Below are 24,637 nucleotides of genomic sequence, written 5' to 3' on the forward strand. Positions count from 1 at the left end.
CATCGACAGGTCGGTCTCATCCATGTCGGGGCGTTGGCGGCCGTCGGCCGGAGCCCCCCGTATGAGCTAGGAGCTTATCCAGCCGTTGACGGTTCCGGCCAAGCGCGGGAAATCAGGCGCCGGGCTTCCCGCGGCATCAGGCGTCCCGCTTCTCCCGGAATCAGGAGTTCCCCTTCTTCCGGAATCAGGCGTCCCGCTTCTTCAGCACGAGATAGCCGCCGAGGAGCGAGGCCACCACCCAGATCGCCATGATCCCGAGCCCGCCCCAGGGGCCGTACGGCGCCTTCTCCGAGCCCATCGCGTCCGGCACCACCTGCATGATCTTGGAGCCGGCCTGGTCGGGGAAGTACTTGGCGACCTCCTTGGCCTTCGGGACCGCCGAGAGGATCTGCGAGATCAGGAAGAAGAACGGCACCAGGATGCCCAGCGACAGCATCGAGGAGCGCAGCATCGTCGCCACACCCATCGAGAAGATCGCGATCAGGCCCATGTAGAGGCCGCCGCCGACCACCGCGCGCAGCACGTTGTCCGCGCCGAGGGTGGTGCGGTGCTCGCCGAGCAGCGCCTGCCCGAGGAAGAAGGAGAGGAAGCTGGTCGCCAGGCCCACCACCAGGGCGAGCCCGCCGGCCACCGCGATCTTCGAGAAGAGGAAGGTGGCGCGCTGCGGGACCGCCGCGAGCGAGGTGCGGATCATGCCCGAGGAGTACTCGGTGCCGACCACCAGGACACCGAAGACCACCATCGCCAGCTGGCCGAGGATCATCCCGGAGAAGCTGGCGAACGTCGGGTCGAAGGTGGCCCGCTCCACGTCGCTGAGATCGTCGAAGGTCGACTTGAACAGGGCGCACAGCGCCGCGCTCATCGCCACCGTGACGAGGAGGGCGCTCGCCAGCGTCCAGACGGTCGACGACACCGTCCGGATCTTGGTCCACTCGGACTGGAGGACCGCGGATGCCGCTGCCATGGTTCAGGCTCCCTGGGAGGTCGTGCCCCACTGGGGGCCGGGCGCCGTGGCGCCGCTGCGTACGTCGGTGCCGTGCGCGTGGTACTCCACCGCGCCGGCCGTCATCTGCATGAACGCTTCTTCGAGGGAGGCGCGCTGCGCGCTCAACTCGTGCAGCACGAGCCCGTTCTCCGCCGCCAGTTCACCCAGTTTCTCGGTCGTCGCCCCGTCCACCTCGAGCGTTCCGTTGCCCGCCTCGACCGCGACGAATCCGTTCGTGTGGAGCACGTCCCGCAGACGTTCCTGCTCAGGGGAGCGCATCCGCACATAACTTCGGGAATTCTGCTGGATGAAATCCGCCATCGACGTGTCGGCCAGCAGTTTCCCCTGCCCGATCACGATCAGATGATCGGCCGTCAGCGCCATTTCACTCATCAGATGGCTGGAAACGAAGATCGTCCGGCCCTCGGCCGCCAGGGCCTTCATCAGATTGCGGATCCAGTGAATTCCCTCGGGGTCCAGACCATTGACGGGTTCGTCGAACATCAGGATCTCGGGATCACCGAGGAGCGCGGACGCGATCCCCAGCCGCTGCCCCATGCCGAGGGAGAAACCCTTCGACTTCTTCTTCGCGACCGGCGTCAGTCCCACCAGGTCGAGCACCTCGCCCACCCGGCTCGCCGGGATGCGGTTCGACTGCGCCAGACACAGCAGGTTGTTGTACGCGGAGCGGCCGCCGTGCATCGCCTTGGCGTCGAGCAGCGCTCCGATGTACTTCAGCGGCTCGGCCAGGTCCCGGTAGTGCTTGCCGTCGATCCGGACCGTCCCGCTCGTCGGGTTGTCCAGGTCCAGCATCATCCGCATCGTCGTCGACTTGCCCGCCCCGTTCGGCCCGAGGAAGCCGGTGACCACGCCAGGACGAACCTGGAAGGAGAGGTGGTCGACCGCGGTCTTCGTCCCGTAGCGCTTGGTCAGGCCCTCAAGCTCGATCATGCGTACCAACCTACGGGCGCGCAAAACCCTCCGCCACCGGAATGACGGAGGGTTCGTTACGCTTCTGGCCGATTACCGCGACTGCTGGGCCGGGACACCGGCCGTGCGCTCGTCGTCGATCGGGGAGCCGGCCGCCGCCACCGCGGCGCCGGTCAGCGTCGCCAGCATCTCGCGGACGTTGGTCAGCTGCGCGTTGATCGAGTCGCGGCGGTTCGTCAGCGCCGCGAGCTCGCGCTCCGATTCCGAACGGATGCGGTCGGCCTTGGCGTTCGCGTCGGCCACGATGTCCTCGGCCTGGCGCTGCGCGGTCTCCACCGTCTGACGGGCCCGGCGCTCCGCGTCCGTCCGCAGCTTCTCGGCCTCCAGGCGGAGCTGCTCGGCGCGGTGCTCGATCTCCGCGAGGCGCTTCTCGGCCTTCGCCTGACGCGAGGCCAGGTCCCGCTCCGACTGCTCGCGGCGCTTCGCCAGGTTCGTCTCGAAGTCCGCGGCGGCCTGGGCGGCCTTGGCGCGGGTCTCCTCGAAGAGGGCGTCCGCCTCCTCGCGCTTCGACTGTGCGTCCTTCTGCGCCTCGGCGCGCAGCGTGTTGGCCTCGCCCTGCGCCTTCTCGACGATCCGGACGCCCTCGTCCTCGGCCTTCGCCTTGCGCTCGGCCGCGAACGACTCCGCGTCGTTGCGCACCTGCTGGGCCGCGGACTCGGCCAGCTCGCGGTGCTGCTCGGCGGCGCGACGGGCCTCCTCACGCAGGTCCTTCGCCTCCTCCTCGGCGAGCCGGAGGATCTTCTCGACCCGGGCGCCGAGCCCCGCGTACGACGGCTCGGCGTCGGTGACCTGGGCCTGGGCGTTCTGCGTCTCGAGGTGGAGCTCCTCGATCCGCTTCTCCAGCGAGGTGATGCGGGACAGGGCACTGTCGCGGTCGGCCACGAGCTTGGTAATGCGGTCGTCCACCTGACCGCGGTCGTAACCGCGCCGCACGAGCTCGAAGCCGAAGGGGGAGGAAGTGTCGCTCATGGGGTTCCTGTCGAATGAGACCGGTGAGGTGTTAGAGGGAATCCTAGGGGCCGAAGCGGCGTGTCATCGAGCGTATGCCCGTTTGATCGGGAGAATGTCCAGCCTTTTGAGTGGCTAGTCGTCCTGGGACTTGCCACCCGAACGAGTGGAACCCGCCGACGCACCCGCCTTGACCCCGTCCTTTCCGGCGGACGGCGTCTCGAAAGACTCCAACGCCTCCAGGACGTCCTGGACACGGGAGATCTCGGCATTGATGTCCTTGCGACGGCGCGTCAGCACCTCCAGCTCGCGCTGCCCCTCCGCGACCGTCTTCTCGGCCTCCGCCGCCGCCTCCGCACGGATGCGCTCGGCCTCCGCCTTGATGCCCTCGGCCTCCGCGACGAGCGAGGCCTTCTTCTGCTCGGCCTCCTTCAGCAGCGCCTCCGCCTTGCGGACCGCGGCGATCCGGACCTTGCTCGCCTCCGAACTCGCCTCGGAGACCAGCTCCTTCGCCTTCTCCTCCGCCTCGGCCCGCTGCTCGGTCGCGGCCTTCACCAGCTTGTCGACGCGCTCGCCCGCCGTCTTCATCTGCTCGGCCGTCTCGCGCCGCGCCCGCTCGTGCAGCTCCTCGATCTCGCCCTCGATCCGGCCCCGCAGCTCCTCGGCCCGCTCCCTGATGGCCGTCGCGTCGCTGCGCGCCCCCACCAGCAGCTCGTCCGCGTCCGTACGGGCCTTCTCCACCAGCGAGTTGCCCTCGACGGTCGCCTCGGCGACGATCCGCTCGGCCTCCTTGCGGGCCGCGCCGACCATCGTGTCCGCCTGCGACTCGGCCTCCGTGGTGGCGCGCAGCGCCTCCTCCTGCGCCTTGGCGATGAGCTGGTCGGCCTGCTCGGCCGCGTCCGAACGCTTCCGCGCCCCGGCCTCCCGCGCCTCGTCCAGCGTCCGGTCCGCCTCCGCGCGGGCCTCCGCGCGCATCTGCTCGGCCGCCGCGGCGGCCTCGGCCTTCACCCGCTCCGACTCGGTACGGATCCGCTCGGCGTCCCGCAGGGCCTCCGCGATCGCCTCGGCGCCCTCGGCCCGCAGCCGCTCGGCCTCCTCCGAGGCCGCGCCGACGGTCCGGCCCGCCTCGGCACGGGCGTCCGCGCCGACCGAATCGGCCAGCTCGGCCGCCTCGTTCACGATCCGCTCGGCCTCGGCCGTCGCCTCGCCCACGAGGGCGTCGGCCTGCGCGGCCGCGTCCGCACGGCGCTTGTCGGCGGCCTTGCGGGCCTCGTCCAGGATCTGGTCGGCGTCGGCCAGCGCGGCGGTACGCAGCGCCTGCGCGTGCGCCTCGCCGTCGGCCTTGACCTGCTCGGCCTCCGCGCGCAGCCGCTGGGCGTCCCGCTCGGTGGTCTCGCGCAGCTCGGCGGCCTCCGCCGCGATCCGTTCGGCCTCGGCCGTGGCCTGGCCGATGAGTGCGTCGGCCTGCTCGGCGGCGTCGGCGCGGCGCTTGTCGGCGGCCTTGCGGGCCTCGTCGAGGACGTGTTCGCCCTCGGCGCGGGCCTCCGCGCGCAGCGCCTCGGCCTGTGCCTCGCCGTCGGCCTTGACCTGCTCGGCCTCGGCCCGGAGCCGGGCGGCGTCCTGCTCGGTCGTCTCCATGAGCTCGACCGCCTCGGCGGTGAGCCGCTCGGCCTCGGCCGTGGCCTGGCCGATGAGGGCGTCGGCCTGTTCGGCGGCGTCGGCGCGGCGCTTGTCGGCGGCCTTGCGGGCCTCGTCGAGGACGTGTTCGCCCTCGGCGCGGGCCTCCGCGCGCAGCGCCTCCGCCTGTGCCTCGCCCTCGGCCTTGACCCGCTCGGCCTCGGTCCGCAGCTCGGCGGCCTCGGCGGCGATCCGCTCCGCCTCGGCCGTGGCCTGGCCGACGAGGGCGTCGGCCTGCTCGGCCGCGTCGGCACGCCGCTTGTCCGCGGCCTTGCGGGCCTCGTCCAGGACCTGCTCCGCCTCGGCGGCGATCCGCTCGGCCTCCGCGCGCGCCTCGCCGACCGTCGTCTCGGCGCGCTCGGCGGCCTCCGAACGGATCCGGTTCGCGTCCTCCCGCGCGTCCGCCCGCGTGCGGGCCGCGTCCTGCTCGGCCGAGGCGAGGGAGTCCGTCGCCTCGGTCCGTACCCGCTGGGCGTACTCGGCGGTGTCCGTCCGCAGCTTCTCCGCCTCGGCGAGCGCGTCCGTGACCGTCCGCTCCGCGAGCGCCTTCGCGGCCTCCGACTCCTCCTGGGCACGCGCCCGCGTGCGGGCGGCGTCCTCGGACGCCCGCTCCCGCTCCTCGTACGCGTCGGCGCGGACCCGGTCCGCCTCCTCCTGCGCCTCCGTGCGCGTCCGCTCGGCGGCGTGCTCGGCGGCGCTGCGCAGCCCGGTGATCTCCTCCTCGGCCTGCTCGCGCAGGCCGGCCACCGCGTCGCGCACCTCCTGGGCGGTCTGCTCGGCGGTGGTGACCATCTCGGTCGCCCGCGCGTCCGCCTCCTCGACCAGCCGCTGTGCCTCGGCCTGCGCGTCCTCGACGCGCTTGCGGGCGGCGGCGAGGAGCTCCTCGGACTGCTCCCGGGCGTTCTGGCGTTCCCGGCCGGCCTCGGAGCGGGCCGATTCGAGGGTCTCCTCGGCCTCCCGGCGGCGCCGGACGGCCTCCTCCTGCGCGGCGGCGAGGGCCTCGGCGGCCTCGGCGGCGACCCGCTCGGCGGCGGCGGCGGCCTCGGCGCGTACGCGGTCGGCGGTCTCCTTGGCCTCCGAGCGCAGCCGCTCGGCCTCCTCGGCCGCCTCCCGGCGGAGCCGTACCGCGGCCGACTCGGCCTCGGTACGGGCGGTGGAGGCGTCCGAAGCGGCCTCGGCGCGCAGCCGCTCGGCCTCCCGCTCGGCCTGCTCCTGGAGAGTACGGATGCGCTCGGCGGCCTCGGTCCGCAGCCGCTCGGTCTCCTCGGCGGCCTCGCGCCGGATCCGCTCGCCCTCGGCGCGCGCGTCGGTGAGCTCCTCCCCGGCGGCCGCGACCTTCGCCTCGGCGTCGGTGTGCAGCCGGGTCAGCTCCGCCGCGGCCTCCGCGCGGCGCGCCTCGGCGGCCCGCTCGGCGTCCGCGCGCAGCCCGGCGGCGGCCTCCTCGGCCGCGCTCTTCACCGACTCGGCCTGCTCCTCGGCCTCGGCGCGCAGCCGCTCGGCCTCGGCGCGGGTGCGCTCCAGGGTCTCCTCGGCCTGGGCCCGGAGCGTCTGGGCGCGCTCCATGGCCTCCGACTTGACCCGCTCGCTCTCGGCACCGGCCTTGGTGCGCAGCTCTTCGGCGTCCGTACGGGCCTTGGTGAGGAGCTCCTCGGCGGCCTTCGCCGCCTCCTCGATCTGCTGGAGGGCCTCGCGCCGGGCCTCGCCGCGGATCCGCTCGCCCTCGTCGACGGCCTCGGCGCGCAGCTGTTCGGCCTCGCCGCGCAGCCGGCGGGCCTCCTCCTGGAGTTCGACGGTCTTGGCGCGGTACTCCTTGGTGTCGTCCTTCGCCGAGCCGAGGAGTTCGTCGGCCTGCTCGCCGGCCTCGGCGCGCAGCCGGTCCGCCTCCCTCTCGGCCTCGCGGCGGACCCGCTCGGCCTCCTCGGCGGCCTTGCGGGTGGTCTCCCGGGCGTCCTCGGACGCCTTGGTGAGGATCTCCTCGGCGTTGCGGGCGGCCTTGGCGAGGGCGGCGGCGGAGTCCTCGGCGGCGGCCGTGACGGCCTTCTCGGTGGCCTCCGTGACGAGCTTCTCCGCCTGGGCGGTCGCCTCGCGGAGCTTCTCCTCGGCCTCCGCCTTCAGCGCCTCGGCCTCCTTGGTGGCCTCGCCGACGAGCCGGGCGATCTCCGTCTTGGCGGTGCGGGTGCGCTGCTCGTTGACGGACTCGGCGGAGGCGAGCTGCCGGGCGGCGGCCTCCTTGGCCTCGGTGAGGGCCTTCTCGGCCTCGGCGCGGGCGAGCCGGAGCTTCTCCTCGGCCTCCTGCATGCGCTGCTCGGCGGCGCGGGAGAGCTCGCTGGCCTGCCGGCGGGCCTGGTCGGTCTCGGCGGCGGTGGTCGAGCGGAGCTGCTCGGCGTGGTTGGTGGCCTCCTGCGCCTGGCTGGAGGCGGCGCTCAGGAGCCGCTCGGCGTCCTTGCGGGCGCGCAGCAGAATCGCTTCGGCCTCGGCTCGGGCGGCCTGGGCCTCGGTGCCGACGCGGCGGCTGGTCTCCTCGGTGAGGCGGGTGGCCTCGGCTCGGGCGGCGGCGAGCGCCTGCTCGGCCTCCGCGCGGGACTCCTCGAGGAGGCGGCGGGCCTGGGATTCCGTACGGGCGCGCAGCTGTTCGGCCCAGGCGACGTTCTCGTTGACGTGCGCCTCGACGGTCTGGCGGCGCTCGTTGAGCTCCTGGTCGAGCTGCTGGCGGCGCTGGACGGCCTCGTTGTGCAGCTCGGCCTGGAGCCGGGCCTGGTGCTCGGCGTGCTCTTGGAGGATGCGCTGGGTCTGGGCGCGGGCCTCCCGCAGCTCGCGCTCGGCGTCCTGGCGGAGCTGCTCCGCCTGCGCCTGCGCGTTCCGCAGCAGCTGTTCGGCCTGGTAGCCGATGTCGGCGCTGTCGTACGCGGGCCGGGACGCGATGGTGCGGCGCGCCTCGTGGAGCTTGGCGCGCAAGACCTCGACCTGGTAGCCGAGGTCCTCGGCATGCTGGACGGCCTTCTCGCGTTCGGTCTTCAGCCGGTCCATCTCGGCTTCGAACCTTGCGAGATGGTCGTCTTCAGCTCGGTGGCTCTCCTGGCGTTCGTAGCCCCGCACTGCGCGGTCCCATCCTTCCCCGAGCTCTCCGAGCAGGGGAGACCCCAACCCTGCTCGCCACTCCTACGAGCACGCCCTCAAGGCCGAGGACGGACCCCCGGGGAATCGTGGCAGATCGGACGACCCCGACATCCAGACTTCGATGCCGCACGGGGCGGCCCCGACCGGCCCCGGCCCGGAGCCGCCCACTCTACCGGGCCGAGAATCCGGAGGTCAGTGCTCCGCTGAGGAGTGGTCAGCGGACGGCTCGGCGGAGGTGACCAGTTCGGTGAGGACGCCGTGGCAGTCCTTGGGGTGGAGGAAGGTGATCCGGGAGCCCATGGAGCCGATCCGCGGCTCGTCGTAGAGGACGCGGACGCCCTTGCCGCGGATGGCCTCGGCGTCACCGTCGACGTCGGCGGTGCCGAAGGCGATGTGGTGCACGCCCTCGCCGTTCTTGGCGAGCCACTTGCCCACCGCGGAGTCCTCCCGGGTCGGCTCGAGGAGCTGGAGGTAGGAGGCCCCGCCGTCCGAGGTCCCGTTGATCTTGAGCATGGCCTCGCGGACGCCCTGCTCCTCGTTGACCTCGGAGTGGAAGACCTCGAAACCGTACGTGGCACGGTAGAACTCGACGGTCTTGTCCAGGTCGAAACAGGCGATCCCGATGTGGTCGATACGCGTCAGCATGGCTCCAGTGCACCCCCGTGGGGATGGTTACGCAACGTGCGCGCCGTCACACCGGCAGGCCGGTGACCGCGCGCCGCACCCCTCAGTACATTGAGGTAAACCCTCGTTCACTCCTCATCCCAAGGGGCCGTGCCTCATGTCTGGAACGACCGGTACCACCTCAGTGATCGTCGCGGGCGCCCGCACGCCCATGGGTCGCCTGCTCGGCTCGCTCAAGTCCTTCTCGGGCGCCGACCTCGGCGGCTTCGCCATCAAGGCGGCCCTCGACCGGGCCGGCATCGGCGGCGACCAGGTGCAGTACGTGATCATGGGCCAGGTGCTCCAGGCGGGCGCCGGGCAGATCCCCGCCCGCCAGGCCGCCGTCAAGGCCGGCATCCCGATGAACGTCCCCGCGCTCACCATCAACAAGGTGTGTCTCTCGGGTCTCGACGCCATCGCGCTCGCCGACCAGCTCATCCGCGCCGGTGAGTTCGACGTGGTCGTGGCCGGCGGCCAGGAGTCCATGACGAACGCCCCGCACCTGCTGCCGAAGTCCCGCGACGGCTTCAAGTACGGCGCCATCGAGATGCTCGACGCGATGGCGTACGACGGTCTCACCGACTCCTTCGAGGGCATCGCCATGGGCGAGTCCACCGAGAAGCACAACACCCGCCTGGGCATCAAGCGCCCCGAGCAGGACGAGATCGCCGCCCTCTCGCACCAGCGCGCCGCCGCCGCCCAGAAGAACGGCGTCTTCGAGGCCGAGATCACCCCGGTCGAGATCCCGCAGCGCAAGGGCGAGCCGGTCGTCTTCTCCCAGGACGAGGGCATCCGCGCGGAGACCACCGCCGAGTCCCTCGGCAAGCTCCGTCCGGCCTTCGCCAAGGACGGCACCATCACCGCCGGCACCTCCTCGCAGATCTCCGACGGCGCCGCCGCCGTCGTCGTGATGAGCAAGGCCAAGGCCGAGGAGCTGGGCCTGGAGTGGATCGCCGAGATCGGCGCCCACGGCAATGTCGCCGGCCCGGACAACTCGCTCCAGTCGCAGCCGTCCAACGCGATCCGGCACGCCCTCGAGAAGGAGGGCCTGACCGTCGACGACCTCGACCTGATCGAGATCAACGAGGCCTTCGCCGCGGTCGCCGTGCAGTCGATGAAGGACCTCGGCGTCACCCCCGAGAAGGTGAACGTCAACGGGGGCGCGATCGCCCTCGGCCACCCCATCGGCATGTCCGGCGCCCGTGTCGTGCTCCACCTGGCCCTGGAGCTCAAGCGGCGCGGCGGCGGCGTCGGCGCGGCGGCCCTGTGCGGTGGTGGCGGCCAGGGCGACGCGCTGATCGTGCGCGTCCCCGGCAACGGCAAGTAAGCACCCGGCTCAGGCAAGGAGCAGCGCAGATGGTGGACGTCCCCGAACTCGTCGCCCAGGCACGGGAGGGCAGGCCGCGGGCCGTGGCCCGGCTGATCTCGCTCGTGGAGGGGGCGTCCCCGCAGCTGCGCGAGGTGATGGCGGCGCTCGCGCCGCTCACCGGCGGCGCGTACGTGGTGGGCCTGACCGGCTCGCCGGGCGTGGGCAAGTCCACGTCGACGTCCGCGCTGGTCTCCGCGTACCGCCGGGCGGGCAAGCGGGTCGGCGTCCTCGCCGTCGACCCGTCCTCCCCGTTCAGCGGGGGAGCGCTCCTGGGTGACCGGGTCCGGATGTCGGAGCACGCCTCCGACCCGGGCGTCTACATCCGCTCCATGGCCACCCGCGGCCATCTGGGCGGTCTCGCCTGGTCCGCCCCGCAGGCCATCCGTGTCCTGGACGCGGCCGGCTGCGAGGTGATCCTCGTGGAGACCGTCGGCGTCGGGCAGTCGGAGGTGGAGATCGCCTCCCAGGCCGACACCTCGGTGGTCCTGCTCGCGCCGGGCATGGGCGACGGGATCCAGGCCGCGAAGGCGGGCATCCTGGAGATCGGCGACGTGTACGTGGTGAACAAGGCCGACCGGGACGGCGCGGACGCCACCGCCCGCGAGCTCAACCACATGCTGGGGCTCGGCGAGGCGCGGGCCGCGGGCGACTGGCGGCCGCCGATCGTCAAGACGGTCGCGGCGCGCGGCGAGGGCATCGACGAGGTCGTGGAGGCCCTGGAGAAGCACCGCGCCTGGATGGAGGAGCACGGGGTCCTGGCGGAGCGCCGCCGGGCCCGTGCCGCGCGCGAGGTGGAGACCATCGCGGTCACGGCCCTGCGCGAGCGCATCGGCGACCTGCACGGCGACCGGCGTCTCGACGCCCTCGCCGAGCGGATCGTGGCGGGCGGGCTCGACCCGTACGCGGCCTCGGACGAGCTGGTGGCGAGCCTGACCGGAAACTGACCCCGGTTCGAAAGGAAAGGGCCTCTCCGGTCGGCCGGAGAGGCCCTTCCGTTCTCTGTCAGGTCACGGCTTCCCACGGCGGTCGCGGAGCTGCTCGGCGATCGGCTTCAGGGACTGGTGGAGGTCGCCGAGGGCCTCGCCGGTGAGCTGGTCGATGAAGTGCTTGCGCACCGACTCGACGTGGTGCGGGGCGACCTTGCGCATGGTCTCCATGCCGTCGTCGGTCAGGACGGCGTAGAGCCCGCGGCGGTCGGACTCGCAGTTCTCGCGGCGTACGAGCCCGGCGTTCTCCATGCGGGTGATCTGGTGGGAGAGCCGGCTCTTCGACTGGAGGGTGGCCGCGGCGAGGTCGCTCATGCGCAGCCGCCGATCCGCCGACTCCGAGAGGTTCACCAGGATCTCGTAGTCGTTCATCGTGAGGCCGAAGGGCTGGAGGTCCCGCTCCAGCTGGTACGTCAGCATTCTCTGGACATCCAGGAAGGTGCGCCAGGCGCACTGCTCGCCGTCGGTGAGCCAGGGGGTGGCGGTCTCGGTCTCCATGTATGGATTCTACCTAAGAAGTTGAATACTTGACGAAGTCTGGGAGCGTGCGTTCGAAGACGTCACACTCCGCAGACTACCGCTCACAGACCGAAGCGACGCTGGAGGTCGCCCAGCTGGCCGGGAAGGCGCGGTACCGAACCCAGCGGCCCCTGGCCGGAACCGTACCCACCGGGAACCCCCGGCTGAGCCGGGGTCTCACCGACCGCCCGCTCCGCCATCAGCAGCTCCGTCGACTGCAGCAGCACCGTCCCCGCCCCGACGAACTCGAACTGGTGCTCCTCGCCCGAGGTCCCGCCGATGCCCGTCAGCGCGCGGACGCCGCCCATCACGCCCGTCATGTACCCGTGGTCGTAATGGTGGCAGGGCGAGGGGCAGTCGGCCCAGCCGACCAGCGCCTGCGGGTCCACCCGCAGCGGCGGCTCCATGAAGACCACCGGGCCGTTCGACGCGGCCACGAACTTGCCCGTGCCGATCAGCGTCACGAACCCCGGCACGATCGACTGCTTCAGCGCCAGCGTCGGCTGGTAGGCCAGCAGGTTCCCCGAGCGGATCGTCAGGTTGCCCTCGTCCAGGTCGTACGAGTTCACGTCGAAGGCCCGGTCCGCGAGCAGCATCTTCCCGCTGCCCTCGGCCACCACCCAGTCGCTCGCGTGCAGCGGCGAGTGGAAGGAGGTCCGCACCAGCCGGTCGAGCCGTCCGTGCCCGATGCCGTTGAACTCGATCCGCCCGTAGTAGGCGATCATCTTCCCCTTCTGCAGGAACCACTGGGAGCCCTTGAGCTCCACGCAGAAGGTGTACGGATTGACGTTGTCGTCCGACGGAAGAGTCGTCGGGTCGTGGATCACCGGGGTGCTCACAGCTTCTCCTCCGAGGCCTGGACGTACACCGCGCCGCTGCCGCTCAGCTCCAGCTGGAACGCCTCGCCCGAGCCGCGCCCCACCATGTCGCGCCAGCCGAGCGCCGTGGAGAGCTTGTTCCGCACGTCGCCGTGGTGCGCCACGTACGCCTGCGGGTCCACGTGGACCGGGCGGCCCGGGGAGATCGGCAGCTCGACGACGCCGCCGTGCGCCATGACGGCCACCGAGCCGTGGCCCCTCAGGGTGGTGGTGAAGAGGCCCTGGCCGGTCACCTGGCCGCGGACCATGCCCATGACCCCGCCCTGCGAGCCCATGAACATCGTGCCCTGCTCCAGGGTCCCGTCGAAGGCGAGCAGCCGGTCGGCCTCCACGTACAGGGTGTCGCCCGTGAGCGCGATGACCTGGATGTGGTGGCCCCCGTGCCCGAACATCACGGTGCCGCTGCCCTCGACCGTCATCAGCGGCGTCGCCTCGCCGGCCACCCGGCGGCCGATCATCGACATCAGGCCGCCCTGACCGCCCGCCATGTTCGGCGTGAATGTGACGTCGCCGCGGTACGCGAGCATGGCGCCGCGCTGGCTGAACAACCGCTGCCCGGGGATCACCTGGGCCTCGACCATCTTCGAGTTGATCTCACGGAACGGCATCAGACGTCGCCCCCGATCGTGTTCCGCTCGCTCGGCTGGACGTACACGAGCCCGTCGCCCTCGAAACGGATCTGGAAGGCCTCGCCGCCGCCCTCGCCCATGAGGGTGCGGAAGGTCACCCCGGACTGGAAGTGCTGCTGGAGGTTGCCCTGGTGGGCGATGTAGGCGCCGGGGTCGACCTGGAGCGGGTACTGAGGGGTCACCCGCAGCACCACCGCCGGACCGTCCGACATGATCGCCGCCTGGCCGGTGCCCTCGACGGTGGTGGTGAAGAGGCCGTTGCCGGTGGCGCCGCCCCGCAGACCCGTGAAGGTGGTGCCGGTGCGCAGCCCCGCGTCGGTGCAGAGCAGATTGCTCGCCTCCACCCAGAGCTTGTCGCCGTGCAGCGAGACGAGATTGATCTCGGAGGCCCGGTCGGCGAACCAGCAGGTCCCCTGGCCGCGTACCTCCATCACCTCCATCTGCTCACCCGTGAGCCGACGGGTCACCATGCCGCGCAGGCCCTCACCGCCGCCGCTCATCTTCTTGAACGCCATCTGGCCGTCGTAGGCGACCATCGAGCCGTTCTTGGCCTTGACGGCGTCGCCGGTCATGGAGACGGCGAGCACTTTGCTGCCTTGGAGTCGGAACGTTGCCACCCCAGGAAGGTACTGGGCCCCCGGCTAAAGAGACAGCAAAGTCCCGGTGCACAATGGACGGGCCCTTGTGCATCCGTTCACAAGATCGAACGAAGGTGACCCCCTCCGTGGACCTCAAGACCGCTTCCTCCCTCCACCGGCTCCGGCTCGTCTCCGCGCCGGAGGCCGTCTCCTTCCTGCTCCTGCTGGTCTGCTCGGTGCTGAAGCGGACGACGGACTTCAACGCGGTGCCGGTGATGGGCGCGATCCACGGCGTGCTGTTCATCCTGTACGTCCTCTTCTGGCTGGACGCCTGGAACCGCACCAAGTGGAGCTTCGGGACCGCCGCCCTCTACTTCGTCCTGTCGGTCCTGCCCCTGGGCGGCTTCTACGCCGAGCGGAAGCTGAAGCGCGAGGCCGAGGACGCGGTCATCGCCTCCCGCGCGCGTGCCGCGGCGGCCGAGGGCGCGGTGAAGGCGTGATCGTCGCGTTCTCGGTGACCCCGCTGGGCGTGGGGGAGGAGGTCGGCGAGTACGTCGCCGATGCCGTGCGGGTCGTCCGCGAGTCCGGGCTGCCCAACCGTACGGATGCCATGTTCACCTCCATCGAGGGCGAGTGGGACGAGGTGATGGACGTCGTGAAGCGTGCCGTCGCCGCCGTCGAGGCCCGCGCGCCGCGCGTCTCCGTGGTCCTCAAGGCCGACATCCGCCCGGGTGTGACGGACGGCCTGACCGCGAAGGTCGAGACGGTGGAACGGCACCTGGGCGCCTGACACCGCCCCGCTCGTCGTCAGCCGGCGTCGGGCTGTGAGACCGCGATGCCCAGCGGGGTCCGCTCGTAAAGAACCTGGTGGCCGTACCGCCGGGAGGTCAGCAGCCCCGCGTCGCGCAGCACCGTCAGGTGCGAGGAGACGGACGAGGGCGCCCGGCCCAGGAGATGGGCGAGTGCCGTGGTGCCCATCGGCTCGGCCAGGGCGCACAGGACGTCCGCGCGGACCGGCCCGAGCAGCCGGGCCAGTGCCTCAGGGGTACGGTCGCCCGGCTCGGACCACAGCGCGCCGATCCCGCGCGCCGGGTACACCACCGTCGGCTGCCACGGCGCATCGAAGCCGCTCACCACGTCCGGCCAGGTGAACACCGAGGGCATCAGCACGAGACCCTGGCCGTCCAGCGGCCGGTCGTGCTCCCCGGCGTACGCCACCCGCAGCGTCGCCGACTCGGCGGCCCAGTCGAAGGCCGGGTGCAGCTCGCCCAGGAGCCGTTCGAGCCCGCGCTCCGCGAGCCGCCGCGAGTGGTACGCCACGTCCGCCTCCAGGAGCGCGCGCAGCCGGGGCCACTCGGGTGCGACCAGGGCCTCCCAGGCGGCCCGGAGGAGCTCGGTCAGCCGCTCCACCGCCCCGGCGGGGTCGGCGAGCATCCGGCGCCCCTCCGGCGTGTCCGCCGCGCCCGGCGTCTCGGCGAGTGCCCGTTCGATGTCGTCGAGGGCGACCGCGGGGTCGGTCTCCCGTACGGCCGCGATCTCCTCCTCGAAGGAGGCGGCGGGTCCGAGTGGTGGCGGGTAGAGGCAGTCCGGGCTGTGCCCGCGCAGGGGCATCAGGAGCTGGAGCGGCGCGAGGTCGACCCCGCGCGCGGCGCCCGCGATCCGCCGCATCCACGGCAGGTGGTACCCCTGCTTCCCCGGCCGCGCGAGCACCCGCACCGCGGAGTGCGTCTCCCACAGCGGGGAGATCGCGAACCGGATCCGCAACGGGTCGGCCTCGCCGAAACGCAGGTGGTACGGCACGGGTTCCTCCCGGAACATTCGCCTGGAGCCGAAAGTCTAGGGCGGGGCGCAGGTGCCGGGCACGCTGCCCGCATGCCACCGAACGACACCCGGCCGCCCTCACGGACCCCTGCCCCCACCCCGGCGGCCCCCGAGACCGCGCTCCTCGCCTCCTCTCGGGCCGCCGCTCCCGAGGGCGCGCCGGGCGGCCTCGCCCCGACCGCCGGGCCCGCCGCCGGGCCGGGGCAGGCAGTGGGGTCCGCCGCCGGGCCCGCGCCGGCCTCCGCCCTCGCCGCCGGGCCCGCGCCGGCCTCCGCCCTCGCCGCCGGGCCCGCGCCGGCGTCCGCCCCCGCCGGCCGGCCCGGCTACCGCGCCGTCTTCGCCGTCCGTGAGTTCCGGGTCGTGTTCGTGGCGCATCTGTTCTCGTTGCTCGGGGTCGTCGTCAGTGAGCTCGCGCTCACCGTGCTCGTCTACGACCTGACCCGGTCCCCGCTCCTCTCCTCCCTCACCTTCGCCCTCGGGTTCCTCCCCTACCTCCTCGGCGGCACCCTCCTCGCCGGCCTCACCGACCGGGTCCCGCCCCGGCGGATCCTCGTCGTCTGCGATCTCGTCTGCGCCGGCTGCGTCGCGGTCATGGTCGTGCCCGCCACCCCCGTCGCCGTCCTGCTCGTCCTGCGCTGCGCCATCGCCGTCGTCTCGCCCGTCTTCAACGGCACCCGGATGGCGACCCTCGCCGACATCCTCGGCGAGGGCGACCTCTTCGTGCTCGGGCGGTCGCTGCTGCGGATCGTGTCCCAGAGCGCGCTGCTCACCGGCTTCGCGGCCGGCGGCGTCCTCCTCACGCTGGTGCCCCCGCGCGGCGCCCTCGCCGTCACCGCCACCACCTTCCTGGTCTCCGCGCTGCTGCTGCGCCTCGGCACCGCCCGCCGCCCCGCACGGGCGGGCGGCGAGGCGAGCGGCCTCTCCGGGACCTGGGCGGTGCTGCGGAGCCGGCGCGTGCGCGCCCTGATGCTGATGTTCTGGGTGCCGCCGCTCTTCGCCGTCGTACCCGAGGCGCTCGCCGCCCCGTACGCGGACGAGATCGGCGTCTCCACCGCCGCCCTCGGCCTCCTCATGTGCGCCCTGCCCGTCGGCACCATCGTGGGGGAGCTCGTCGCCGGATCGTTCCTCTCCGCCGCGACCCGCTCCCGGATCGTGCTGCCGCTCGCCGTCACCGGCGTCCTGCCGTACCTCCTGTACGCCCCCGAACCCGGCGTCGCCCTCGCGGCCCTCGCCCTCGTGCTGGCCGGTGCCGCCGGCGCGTACACCCTCGGCCTCGACGCCTGGTTCGTCGCCGCCGTCCCCGAGGAGCAGCGGGGGAGGGCCATGACCCTGATGTCCGCGGGCATGATGACCGTCCAGGGCGTCGGCATGGCCGGGGCCGGGATCGCGGCCGAGTTCGCCCCCGTACACGTGGTCGTCGCGGGCACGGGCGTCCTCGGCACGCTCTGCCTCCTCGCGGCCGCCGCCGAGCTGCGGGCGACCGAAAGGCGAGACGGGGCTGACCGGCATATGACCAGTCGGTAAGGTCGACGCGTGCCGAAGCCGCTCAGTCTCCCCTTCGACCCCATCGCCCGAGCCGACGAACTCTGGCAGAAGCGCTGGGGGCCGGTCCCCTCCATGGCCGCGATCACCTCGATCATGCGCGCCCACCAGATCCTCCTCGCGGAGGTCGACGCGGTCGTCAAGCCGTACGGGCTGACCTTCGCGCGGTACGAGGCCCTGGTCCTGCTCACCTTCTCGAAGGCGGGCGAGCTGCCGATGTCCAAGATCGGCGAGCGGCTGATGGTCCACCCGACCTCGGTGACGAACACGGTGGACCGGCTCGTGAGGTCGGGCCTCGTCGGCAAGCGCCCCAACCCGAACGACGGGCGCGGGACGCTGGCGTCGATCACCGAGAAGGGGCGCGAGGTGGTCGAGGCCGCCACCCGCGACCTGATGGCGATGGACTTCGGCCTCGGCGCGTACGACGCCGAGGAGTGCGCGGAGATCTTCGCGATGCTCCGCCCGCTGCGGGTCGCGGCGCACGACTTCGACGAGGGCTGAGCCGAGCGGGCCCCGCGCGAAGATCGCCCGGATCGTGCCGTTACGCTCGACGGCATGAAATCCAGCGTGCTGACCCGCTACCGCGTCATGGCCTATGTGACCGCCGTCATGCTGCTCATCCTGTGCGCGTGCATGGTCGCCAAGTACGGCTTCGGCGTCGGCGAGGACCTGACCTTCGCGGTCTCCCAGCTCCACGGCGTCCTCTACATCATCTACCTGGTCTTCGCCTTCGACCTGGGCTCCAAGGCGAAGTGGCCCTTCGGCAAGCTCCTGTGGGTGCTGCTGTCCGGCACCATCCCGACCGCCGCGTTCTTCGTCGAGCGCAAGGTCGTCGCCGAGACGCTTCCGCTGGTCAGCGGCGCGCAGCCGCAGCCCGTCAAGGCCTGACCCCCACCCCCGCACACATGTGCGGGGGTTTGCCATCGACATTTACTAGGACGTCCTAGTAAATTCGAAGCATGGACGCTGACGCCATCGAGGAAGGCCGCCGTCGCTGGCAGGCCCGTTACGACAAGGCCCGCAAGCGGGACGCCGACTTCACCACGCTCTCCGGCGACGCCGTCGAGCCGGTCTACGGGCCCCGGCCCGGCGACACCTACGAGGGGTTCGAGCGCATCGGCTGGCCCGGTGAGTACCCCTTCACCCGGGGCCTGCACCCGACCGGCTACCGCGGCCGGACCTGGACCATCCGCCAGTTCGCCGGCTTCGGCAACGCCGAGCAGACCAACGAGCGCTACAAGATGATCCTGGCCGCCGGCGGCGGCGGCCTCTCCGTCGCCTTCGACATGCCGACCCTCATGGGCCGCGACTCCGACGACCCCCGCTCGCTGGGCGAGGTCGGCCACTGCGGTGTCGCCATCGACTCCGCCGCCGACATGGAGGTCCTCTTCAAGGACATCCCGCTCGGCGACGTCACGACCTCCATGACCATCTCCGGGCCCGCCGTCCCGGTCTTCTGCATGTACCTGGTCGCCGCCGAGCGCCAGGGCGTCGACCCGGCCGTGCTCAACGGCACGCTCCAGACCGACATCTTCAAGGAGTACATCGCGCAGAAGGAGTGGCTCTTCGAGCCCGAGCCCCATCTGCGCCTCATCGGCGACCTGATGGAGCACTGCGCGGCCAACATCTCCGCGTACAAGCCGCTCTCCGTCTCCGGCTACCACATCCGCGAGGCCGGCGCGACGGCCGCCCAGGAGCTCGCGTACACCCTCGCCGACGGCTTCGGCTACGTGGAACTCGGCCTCTCCCGCGGCCTCGACGTCGACGTCTTCGCCCCCGGCCTCTCCTTCTTCTTCGACGCGCACCTCGACTTCTTCGAGGAGATCGCCAAGTTCCGCGCCGCGCGCAGGATCTGGGCCCGCTGGATGAAGGAGGTCTACGGCGCCAAGACCGACAAGGCGCAGTGGCTCCGCTTCCACACCCAGACCGCCGGTGTCTCCCTCACCGCCCAGCAGCCGTACAACAACGTCGTGCGGACCGCGGTCGAGGCCCTCTCCGCCGTCCTCGGCGGCACCAACTCCCTCCACACCAACGCCCTCGACGAGACCCTCGCGCTCCCCAGCGAGCAGGCCGCCGAGATCGCGCTCCGCACCCAGCAGGTGCTGATGGAGGAGACCGGCGTCGCCAACGTCGCCGACCCGCTGGGCGGTTCCTGGTACGTCGAGCAGCTCACCGACCGCATCGAGGCCGACGCCGAGAAGATCTTCGACCAGATCAAGGAGCGCGGCCTCCGCGCCCACCCGGACGGGCAGCACCCCATCGGCCCGATCACCTCCGGCATCCTGCGCGGCATCGAGGACGGCTGGTTCACCGGCGAGATCGCCGAGTCCGCCTTCCAGTACCAGCGCTCCCTGGAGAAGGGCGACAAGCGCGTCGTCGGCGTCAACGTCCACCACGGCTCCGTCACCGGCGACCTGGAGATCCTCCGGGTCAGCCACGAGGTCGAGTGGGAGCAGGTCCGCGTCCTCGGCGAGCGCAAGGGGCGCCGCGACGACGCCGAGGTCCGCGCCTCGATCGACGCGATGCTGGCCGCCGCCCGCGACGGCTCGAACATGATCGCCCCGATGCTGGCGGCCGTCCGCGCCGAGGCCACGCTCGGCGAGATCTGCGACGCCCTCCGCGACGAGTGGGGCGTCTACACGGAGCCCCCGGGCTTCTGATCCCCCGCACATGACAGGGGCGGTACGGGAATCCCGTACCGCCCCTGTCGCGTCCCCGGCTCAGCCGCCGACCGCCGCCACCGCGCCGAGTCCGCCGACCAGGAGCGCCGAGAGCCGGGCCACCCAGGGGGCGTCCACCGGCTCGGCGCTCACCAGCGCGCGGTGCACGACCGCGCCCGCGATGACGTCGAAGATCAGGTCGTCGGTGGCGTCCACGGCCATCGGGTCGCGACCCGCCGGGAGTTCGCCGCGCAGCTGCGCACGCTCGCGGCCCGCCAGGACCAGCCGCTTCTGGCGGTCGACGATCGAGGCGCGTATGCGCTCGCGCAGCGGCTCGTCCCGGGTCGACTCGGCCACCACCGCCATCAGGGCCGTCTTCGTCTCGGGCCGTTCGAGGAGGGTCGCGAACTGCAGGACCACATGCTCGATGTCGGCCTGGAGGGAACCCAGGTCGGGGAGTTCGAGTTCATCGAAGAGGACGGCCACGGCGTCGACCACGAGCTCGTTCTTGTTGGCCCAGCGGCGGTAGAGGGTCGTCTTGGCAACCCCGGCGCGGCCGGCCACGTCCCCCATCGTGAGTTTGGACCAGCCCAGCTCGACCAGGGCCGCGCGGGTCGCCTCCAGGATGGCCGTGTCGGCCTCGGTGGAGCGAGGACGCCCGGTCCGGCTGCTGCGGGGCTTGGTACGGCTGCACATGAAAAGCGACCATACCCGCCGGTAGGTAACGCGCCAGAGGCCCGTGATGTGAGGCAGTTCACCGTACGGATCCCGCCCCCGCCCTCCCGCGGGATCCGCCCCTGGAGTTACGCTACGACCTGTAGCGAAAGGCATTGAGCGGCCTGAGCGACAACCAGAGTGCCGGGTGGGGACCCGGCACGCACCCCAGCACCGGGTGGGGATCCGGTGCTGAACGAAGACGAAGAACCGTGTCGTCCACGCGTCTCGCACACCGGCGGGAGACGTACGGACGGCACGGTTCAGCCATGGCTTACCGGTTACGCGCGCGGAAGGGGGAGGATGTATCCATGCAGCCCCGAAACATGTCCATGAGCGGCGTCGTCGACCTCGCCGCGGTGAAGGCGGCCGGAGAGGCCAAGGCGAAGGCGGAGCAGGTGCGCGCCGAAGCCGCCCGGCAGGGTGGTTCCGCCGCGGTGCCCCCGTCGGCCCTGGTGATCGACGTCGACGAGGCCGGCTTCGAGCGCGATGTGCTCCAGCGCTCGGCCGAGGTTCCGGTCGTCCTCGACTTCTGGGCCGAGTGGTGCGAGCCGTGCAAGCAGCTCGGCCCCCTCCTGGAGCGTCTCGCCGTCGAGTACAACGGCCGCTTCCTGCTCGCGAAGATCGACGTCGACGCCAACCAGATGCTGATGCAGCAGTTCGGCATCCAGGGAATTCCGGCCGTTTTCGCGGTGGTCGCCGGTCAGGCGCTGCCGCTGTTCCAGGGCGCCGTGCCCGAGGCGCAGATCCGGGAGACCCTCGACCAGCTGATCCAGGTCGGCGAGGAGCGCTTCGGTCTGACCGGCATCGCCGTGGACGCGGGCGCCGACGCCTTCGACCCCGCCGCGCAGCCGGCCGGTCCGTACGACGCCCTCCTCGAAGCGGCCATGTCCGCGCTCGACGCGGGTGACCTGGCCGGCGCCGTCCAGGCGTACAAGAACGTGCTCGCCGACGACCCGGCCCACCCGGAGGCCAAGCTCGGCCTGGCGCAGGCCGAACTCCTCGTCCGGGTTCAGGACCTCGACCCCGGCGCCGTCCGCAGGAACGCGGCGGACGATCCGGCCGACGTCACCGCGCAGATCGCCGCCGCCGACCTCGATCTCGTGGGCGGTCATGTGCAGGACGCCTTCGGGCGGCTCGTGGAGACCGTGCGCCGCACGGCGGGCGAGGACCGGAACGCGGCGCGGCTGCGGCTCCTGGAGCTGTTCGAGGTGATCGGCGCCGACGACCCCCGCGTGACGGCGGCCCGGCAGGCCCTGGCGCGGGTGCTGTTCTAGCCCCCGGGGCGTGCCGGATCGTCTGACGATTTGGCAGCAGGGTGACAAAACGCGGCCGCGCTTTACCAAAACTTGGTAATCGCGGCCGCTGTTACTTCCAGTAAATCGAACCCGGCGTTCTGTCCGGATTCATCCGGCGATCTGCCGACATTCTCCGTCGTACGAACGTACCCAGCGTGCCCGTTCGGTCCCTTCCCGCCATGACGTGGTTATCCACCCGTTACTAGCCAGTAACGATCCCCCTTGTGCGGGGGCCCGGAATGGACCACGATCGGCCACGCTCGGTCCGAACCGCACCACCCCGGCAACCACCCGGGATCGCGGCGAGGGTCCCCACCGAGTGGACCGGTGTTCCGGCACCGGTCGTGGACAGGGGGGTTCCCGCTCTCACCGAACGGGGCCTGTCCAATCAGGTCGCGCTCCAAGGCGTGACCCATGGTTGTCGCTCGGGGGTGATCGCCGGTGATTCGGACGCGCGTCGCGCCGCCTGATGCCTCGGCGCTCTCCTTCCCGAGGACGTAGCTCTTCTCCCATCCCAGGGCGGGCCCCCCGGGCCCCCTTCGGAGATGTACGTCCGAGAAGGAGGAATTCTCATGAAGTCCCAGGTACGTGGCGGGACCAGATGGAAGCGGTTCGCCGTCGTCATGGTCCCGAGTGTGGCCGCGACGGCCGCGATCGGTGTCGGCCTGGCCCAGGGCGCGCTCGCCGCGTCCTTCAGCATCTCCGGCCAGGAATTCAAGGTTAAGGCCAACAGCCTCGTCGGTACGGACTTCGTCCAGTACGGCAGCGTGGACGGTGGCAAGGACCTCGAGGGCAAGGACTTCGCCGCCCCGGTGGCCGTGTCCGGCTTCTCCGAGGCCTGGATCACCAACATGTGCCAGTCGGTCGTCACGCCGAAGGTGCCGTTCATCGGTGACGTCACCCTCCGCCTCGAGGCCGGCACCGACGCCGTCAAGTCCGGCAAGGACGAGGACAAGGTCTACGCGAAGGACATCTACCTCGATGTCTCCGAGCTCAAGACCGACGCCGAGTTCAAGAACATCGACATCGGCGTCGCCGCAGGCAAGCTCAACGAGTTCGGCGGCAAGCCGGTCCCGGGCAAGCCGGGCATTCAGCCCAACACCAAGGCCAACCCGTACGGCTTCGGCCAGCGCGCGGAGCAGGCGACGCTGAACAACGTGGAGCAGAAGGCGTGGGCCACCACGGCCGGCACCTTCAAGCTCCCCGACCTGCACCTGTCCCTGCACCGGGGTACGTCGGCCGAGTGCTACTAGGACCGGCCGGTCCACCAGGACCGATCCGTCCGGAGGGTGGGGCCGTCGCGTGCGGTCCCACCCGCCAGGTTCCTTGTCTTCACCTTTCTCAGCAACACCGCTTCCAGGGAGCTGTTCCATGAGCGCCGAGATCCCCGCCTCCCGCGAAGTCCCCACGAAGGAGAACCGGTTCAAGGTCTGGAGGCAGACCCGGCCCTTCTGGGCGGGACTGTTCACCATGATCGGCGGTGTGCCGATCGCCTACCTGCCGTACGGGGACATGCGGCTCGGCAACATCACCATGGCCATGCAGACGACCGCCGGATCGGCTGCGCTGATCATCGGCGTCCTGCTCATCACCCTCGGTCTGACGATGTGGTTCCAGCCCGTCGTGCGGGTGTTCGCCGGCGTCGCGACGATCGTCCTGGCGCTCGTCTCCATCCCGGTGTCGAACTTCGGCGGCCTCGTCATCGGATTCCTGTTCGCCCTCATCGGAGGCGGCATGTCAGTCGCCTGGGCGCCCGCGCCCCCGGTCGAGGAGACCGAGCACGCAGAGCACGACGGTCACCCGGAGGCCTCGTACGAGGCGGGTGCGGAGCCCGCTACGGAGGTCGTGCCGGCGGCCGTGGTCCCGGAGCAGCGCGAGGCGGAGTACCACGCGACCGACACGACGATCGAAGCCAACGGCGGGAGGAACAGTGCGGGGTGACGAGAATCAGTCGGCGCTCGCGAAGGAGGGCCCGCGGCACGCGGCCCCGCGCAAGTCGCTGCTGAACAGGATCCAGGGCCCCGCCGGGAAGGCGATGGCGCTGGCGGCCATGCCGACCGCGGTGTTCGTGGGCATGGGCCTCACACCCAAGCTCGCCCTCGCGGACGACAAGGACTTCCCCTTCGCCCCCGGCCCCTGCGTGACGCGCTCCGACGAGCCGACGCCGGAGGCGACGGAGACGGCGAAGCCAGAGGAGAGCGCCAAGCCCACCGCGACCGCCACGGTCAAGCCGACGGACACCCCCTCGGTGACCGCGACGCCCTCCGCCACCGTCACACCGTCCGCGACCCCGACGCCCACCGCGACGGCGACCGGACAGACGGCCGCGCCGCAGACACGGACACAGGTGCAGGCGACGACCGCCCCGGCGCCCACGGCCACGCCCTCCCCGACGCAGTCCAAGAACCCGCTGGACCCGCTGGGCCTGGGCGACGCCCTGAAGGACCTCTTCGAGGGCGCGGACAAGACGCCGACGGCCACGCCCACGCCCACGACGGCGGCGCCGACGACCGCCGCCCCGCAGCCGACGCAGGCCCCCGCCGACAAGGCGCCGGCGACCGACGAACCGTCCTCGGCGGCCACCACCCCGGCCACGAAGCCGAAGACCGGCGCGGCCACGCAGAAGACGAAGACGGCGATCGAGAAGGCCGCCGAGAAGGCGGGCGTGCAGGTCGAGGAGCTCCCGGAGAGCGCCCAGGGCCTGGATGCCAAAAAGGATGAGTCCATACCCGACGGGGCCAAGCCCCGCTTCCCGTGCCCCGAGTACGACGCGCAGGCGCTCGCCGACGCCGAACTGGAGCCCGGCATTCCGCTGCTCCCGGACGAGCCGTGGCGGCTGGAGAGCACGAAGCTCACGCTGCACGGCCTGAAGTACCACGGCATCGTCGAGGTGAAGACCGGCAGCGGAAAGATCAAGAAGGTGCTGAAGTTCACCGCCTCCGGGGTGGGCATCAAGGACCTGCACCAGCTGACGGAGCACTCCGAAGGGCTGACGGCCCACGTCCGTTCCACCCAGGGCGAGACGTCGACCATCACCGGCGGCACGGTGACGATGTACACGGAGGAGCTGAAGGGCAACCTCATCGGCCTCGTCCCGATCACCTTCAGCCCGGAGTCCCCGCCGCCGCTGAACATCCCGGAGGTCTTCTTCACTCAGGTGAAGCTCAAGCAGGCCGGCCAGTTCGGCGGCACCCTCCGCGTCCCGGGCCTCCACAACACGATCGAGCCCAGCTGATCCCCGTACCCCTCCGGGAGCCGCACAC

General features: G+C 71.7%; 23 protein-coding genes. 12 read left to right on the forward strand and 11 right to left on the reverse strand.

The window, feature by feature from the left end; translation table 11 throughout:
- Window positions 1-184: 184 nt before the first annotated feature.
- The 5 genes from ACZ51I_RS16990 to mce all read right to left on the reverse strand — a co-directional run bounded on the left by ACZ51I_RS16990 (window position 185) and on the right by mce (window position 8,362).
- Window positions 185-964, reverse strand: a complete 780-nt coding sequence (locus tag ACZ51I_RS16990) for an ABC transporter permease (protein ID WP_468876337.1) — start codon at window positions 962-964, stop codon at window positions 185-187.
- A gap of 3 nt (window positions 965-967) precedes the next feature.
- Complete coding sequence (locus ACZ51I_RS16995) at window positions 968-1,936, reverse strand: ABC transporter ATP-binding protein (RefSeq protein ID WP_468876339.1); 969 nt, start codon at window positions 1,934-1,936, stop codon at window positions 968-970.
- 72 nt (window positions 1,937-2,008) lie between these two features.
- A complete protein-coding gene (locus ACZ51I_RS17000; RefSeq protein WP_030694501.1) occupies window positions 2,009-2,944 on the reverse strand; it encodes a coiled-coil domain-containing protein in 936 nt (311 codons plus the stop codon).
- Window positions 2,945-3,058: 114 nt separating this feature from the next.
- Window positions 3,059-7,696 carry a polarized growth protein Scy gene (gene scy, locus ACZ51I_RS17005; RefSeq protein ID WP_468876341.1) on the reverse strand — a complete coding sequence of 1,546 codons (4,638 nt, stop codon included), beginning with the start codon at window positions 7,694-7,696 and terminating at the stop codon, window positions 3,059-3,061.
- Between the two features lie 213 nt (window positions 7,697-7,909).
- Window positions 7,910-8,362 carry a methylmalonyl-CoA epimerase gene (mce, locus tag ACZ51I_RS17010; protein WP_056567577.1) on the reverse strand — a complete coding sequence of 151 codons (453 nt, stop codon included), beginning with the start codon at window positions 8,360-8,362 and terminating at the stop codon, window positions 7,910-7,912.
- A gap of 136 nt (window positions 8,363-8,498) precedes the next feature.
- Here mce and ACZ51I_RS17015 point away from each other — a divergent pair, with 136 nt between their 5' ends.
- Together ACZ51I_RS17015 and meaB are read left to right on the forward strand one after the other, a co-directional pair.
- Entirely contained in the window at window positions 8,499-9,707 is a 1,209-nt protein-coding gene (locus ACZ51I_RS17015) for an acetyl-CoA C-acetyltransferase (protein WP_468876344.1), read from the forward strand.
- 29 nt (window positions 9,708-9,736) lie between these two features.
- Complete coding sequence (meaB, locus tag ACZ51I_RS17020; RefSeq protein ID WP_468876346.1) at window positions 9,737-10,693, forward strand: methylmalonyl Co-A mutase-associated GTPase MeaB; 957 nt, start codon at window positions 9,737-9,739, stop codon at window positions 10,691-10,693.
- A 63-nt stretch (window positions 10,694-10,756) separates the two neighbouring features.
- Here meaB and ACZ51I_RS17025 read toward each other — a convergent pair whose 3' ends face one another.
- The 4 genes from ACZ51I_RS17025 to ACZ51I_RS17040 form a co-directional block, all read right to left on the reverse strand.
- Entirely contained in the window at window positions 10,757-11,233 is a 477-nt protein-coding gene (locus ACZ51I_RS17025; protein ID WP_468876348.1) for a MarR family winged helix-turn-helix transcriptional regulator, read from the reverse strand.
- 83 nt (window positions 11,234-11,316) lie between these two features.
- Entirely contained in the window at window positions 11,317-12,093 is a 777-nt protein-coding gene (locus ACZ51I_RS17030; RefSeq protein WP_468876349.1) for an AIM24 family protein, read from the reverse strand.
- A complete protein-coding gene (locus tag ACZ51I_RS17035) occupies window positions 12,090-12,740 on the reverse strand; it encodes an AIM24 family protein (RefSeq protein WP_468876352.1) in 651 nt (216 codons plus the stop codon). Before ACZ51I_RS17035 ends, ACZ51I_RS17030 begins: the two co-directional genes overlap by 4 nt.
- On the reverse strand, window positions 12,740-13,378 hold the full coding sequence (locus ACZ51I_RS17040) for an AIM24 family protein (protein ID WP_041662875.1): 639 nt from the start codon (window positions 13,376-13,378) through the stop codon (window positions 12,740-12,742). The genes ACZ51I_RS17035 and ACZ51I_RS17040 overlap by 1 nt, the downstream gene beginning before the upstream one ends.
- A gap of 107 nt (window positions 13,379-13,485) precedes the next feature.
- Between ACZ51I_RS17040 and ACZ51I_RS17045 the strand changes: the two genes are divergently transcribed.
- Window positions 13,486-13,839: a DUF3817 domain-containing protein gene (locus ACZ51I_RS17045; protein ID WP_468876354.1), complete on the forward strand. Its 354-nt coding sequence runs from the start codon at window positions 13,486-13,488 to the stop codon at window positions 13,837-13,839.
- On the forward strand, window positions 13,836-14,129 hold the full coding sequence (locus ACZ51I_RS17050; protein WP_043219759.1) for an MTH1187 family thiamine-binding protein: 294 nt from the start codon (window positions 13,836-13,838) through the stop codon (window positions 14,127-14,129). The genes ACZ51I_RS17045 and ACZ51I_RS17050 overlap by 4 nt, the downstream gene beginning before the upstream one ends.
- Window positions 14,130-14,146: 17 nt before the next feature.
- On the opposite strand, the gene ACZ51I_RS17055 is transcribed toward ACZ51I_RS17050, so the two are convergent.
- Complete coding sequence (locus ACZ51I_RS17055) at window positions 14,147-15,139, reverse strand: ArsR/SmtB family transcription factor (RefSeq protein WP_468876356.1); 993 nt, start codon at window positions 15,137-15,139, stop codon at window positions 14,147-14,149.
- Window positions 15,140-15,211: 72 nt separating this feature from the next.
- On the opposite strand from ACZ51I_RS17055, the gene ACZ51I_RS17060 reads away from it, so the two are divergent.
- The 4 genes from ACZ51I_RS17060 (at window position 15,212) to ACZ51I_RS17075 (ending at window position 19,362) form a co-directional block, all read left to right on the forward strand.
- Window positions 15,212-16,684 carry an MFS transporter gene (locus tag ACZ51I_RS17060; RefSeq protein WP_468876359.1) on the forward strand — a complete coding sequence of 491 codons (1,473 nt, stop codon included), beginning with the start codon at window positions 15,212-15,214 and terminating at the stop codon, window positions 16,682-16,684.
- 9 nt (window positions 16,685-16,693) lie between these two features.
- Window positions 16,694-17,203: a MarR family winged helix-turn-helix transcriptional regulator gene (locus ACZ51I_RS17065; protein WP_468876360.1), complete on the forward strand. Its 510-nt coding sequence runs from the start codon at window positions 16,694-16,696 to the stop codon at window positions 17,201-17,203.
- 54 nt (window positions 17,204-17,257) lie between these two features.
- Window positions 17,258-17,590, forward strand: coding sequence for a DUF3817 domain-containing protein (locus ACZ51I_RS17070; protein WP_468876362.1), 333 nt, complete (start codon window positions 17,258-17,260; stop codon window positions 17,588-17,590).
- A gap of 71 nt (window positions 17,591-17,661) precedes the next feature.
- Complete coding sequence (locus tag ACZ51I_RS17075; RefSeq protein ID WP_468876364.1) at window positions 17,662-19,362, forward strand: acyl-CoA mutase large subunit family protein; 1,701 nt, start codon at window positions 17,662-17,664, stop codon at window positions 19,360-19,362.
- A 60-nt stretch (window positions 19,363-19,422) separates the two neighbouring features.
- Here the strand turns inward: ACZ51I_RS17075 and ACZ51I_RS17080 are convergent, their stop codons facing one another.
- Entirely contained in the window at window positions 19,423-20,058 is a 636-nt protein-coding gene (locus ACZ51I_RS17080; protein ID WP_468876366.1) for a TetR/AcrR family transcriptional regulator, read from the reverse strand.
- A 329-nt stretch (window positions 20,059-20,387) separates the two neighbouring features.
- Here ACZ51I_RS17080 and ACZ51I_RS17085 point away from each other — a divergent pair, with 329 nt between their 5' ends.
- From ACZ51I_RS17085 to ACZ51I_RS17100, 4 genes are all read left to right on the forward strand, one after another.
- On the forward strand, window positions 20,388-21,353 hold the full coding sequence (locus ACZ51I_RS17085; RefSeq protein ID WP_468876368.1) for a tetratricopeptide repeat protein: 966 nt from the start codon (window positions 20,388-20,390) through the stop codon (window positions 21,351-21,353).
- 593 nt (window positions 21,354-21,946) lie between these two features.
- On the forward strand, window positions 21,947-22,627 hold the full coding sequence (locus tag ACZ51I_RS17090) for a DUF6230 family protein (protein WP_468876370.1): 681 nt from the start codon (window positions 21,947-21,949) through the stop codon (window positions 22,625-22,627).
- A gap of 118 nt (window positions 22,628-22,745) precedes the next feature.
- Complete coding sequence (locus ACZ51I_RS17095) at window positions 22,746-23,315, forward strand: DUF6114 domain-containing protein (RefSeq protein ID WP_468876372.1); 570 nt, start codon at window positions 22,746-22,748, stop codon at window positions 23,313-23,315.
- Window positions 23,305-24,609: a hypothetical protein gene (locus tag ACZ51I_RS17100; RefSeq protein ID WP_468876374.1), complete on the forward strand. Its 1,305-nt coding sequence runs from the start codon at window positions 23,305-23,307 to the stop codon at window positions 24,607-24,609. Before ACZ51I_RS17095 ends, ACZ51I_RS17100 begins: the two co-directional genes overlap by 11 nt.
- Window positions 24,610-24,637 lie beyond the last annotated feature (28 nt).

The organism is Streptomyces sp. NPDC034084, from assembly GCF_055575535.1.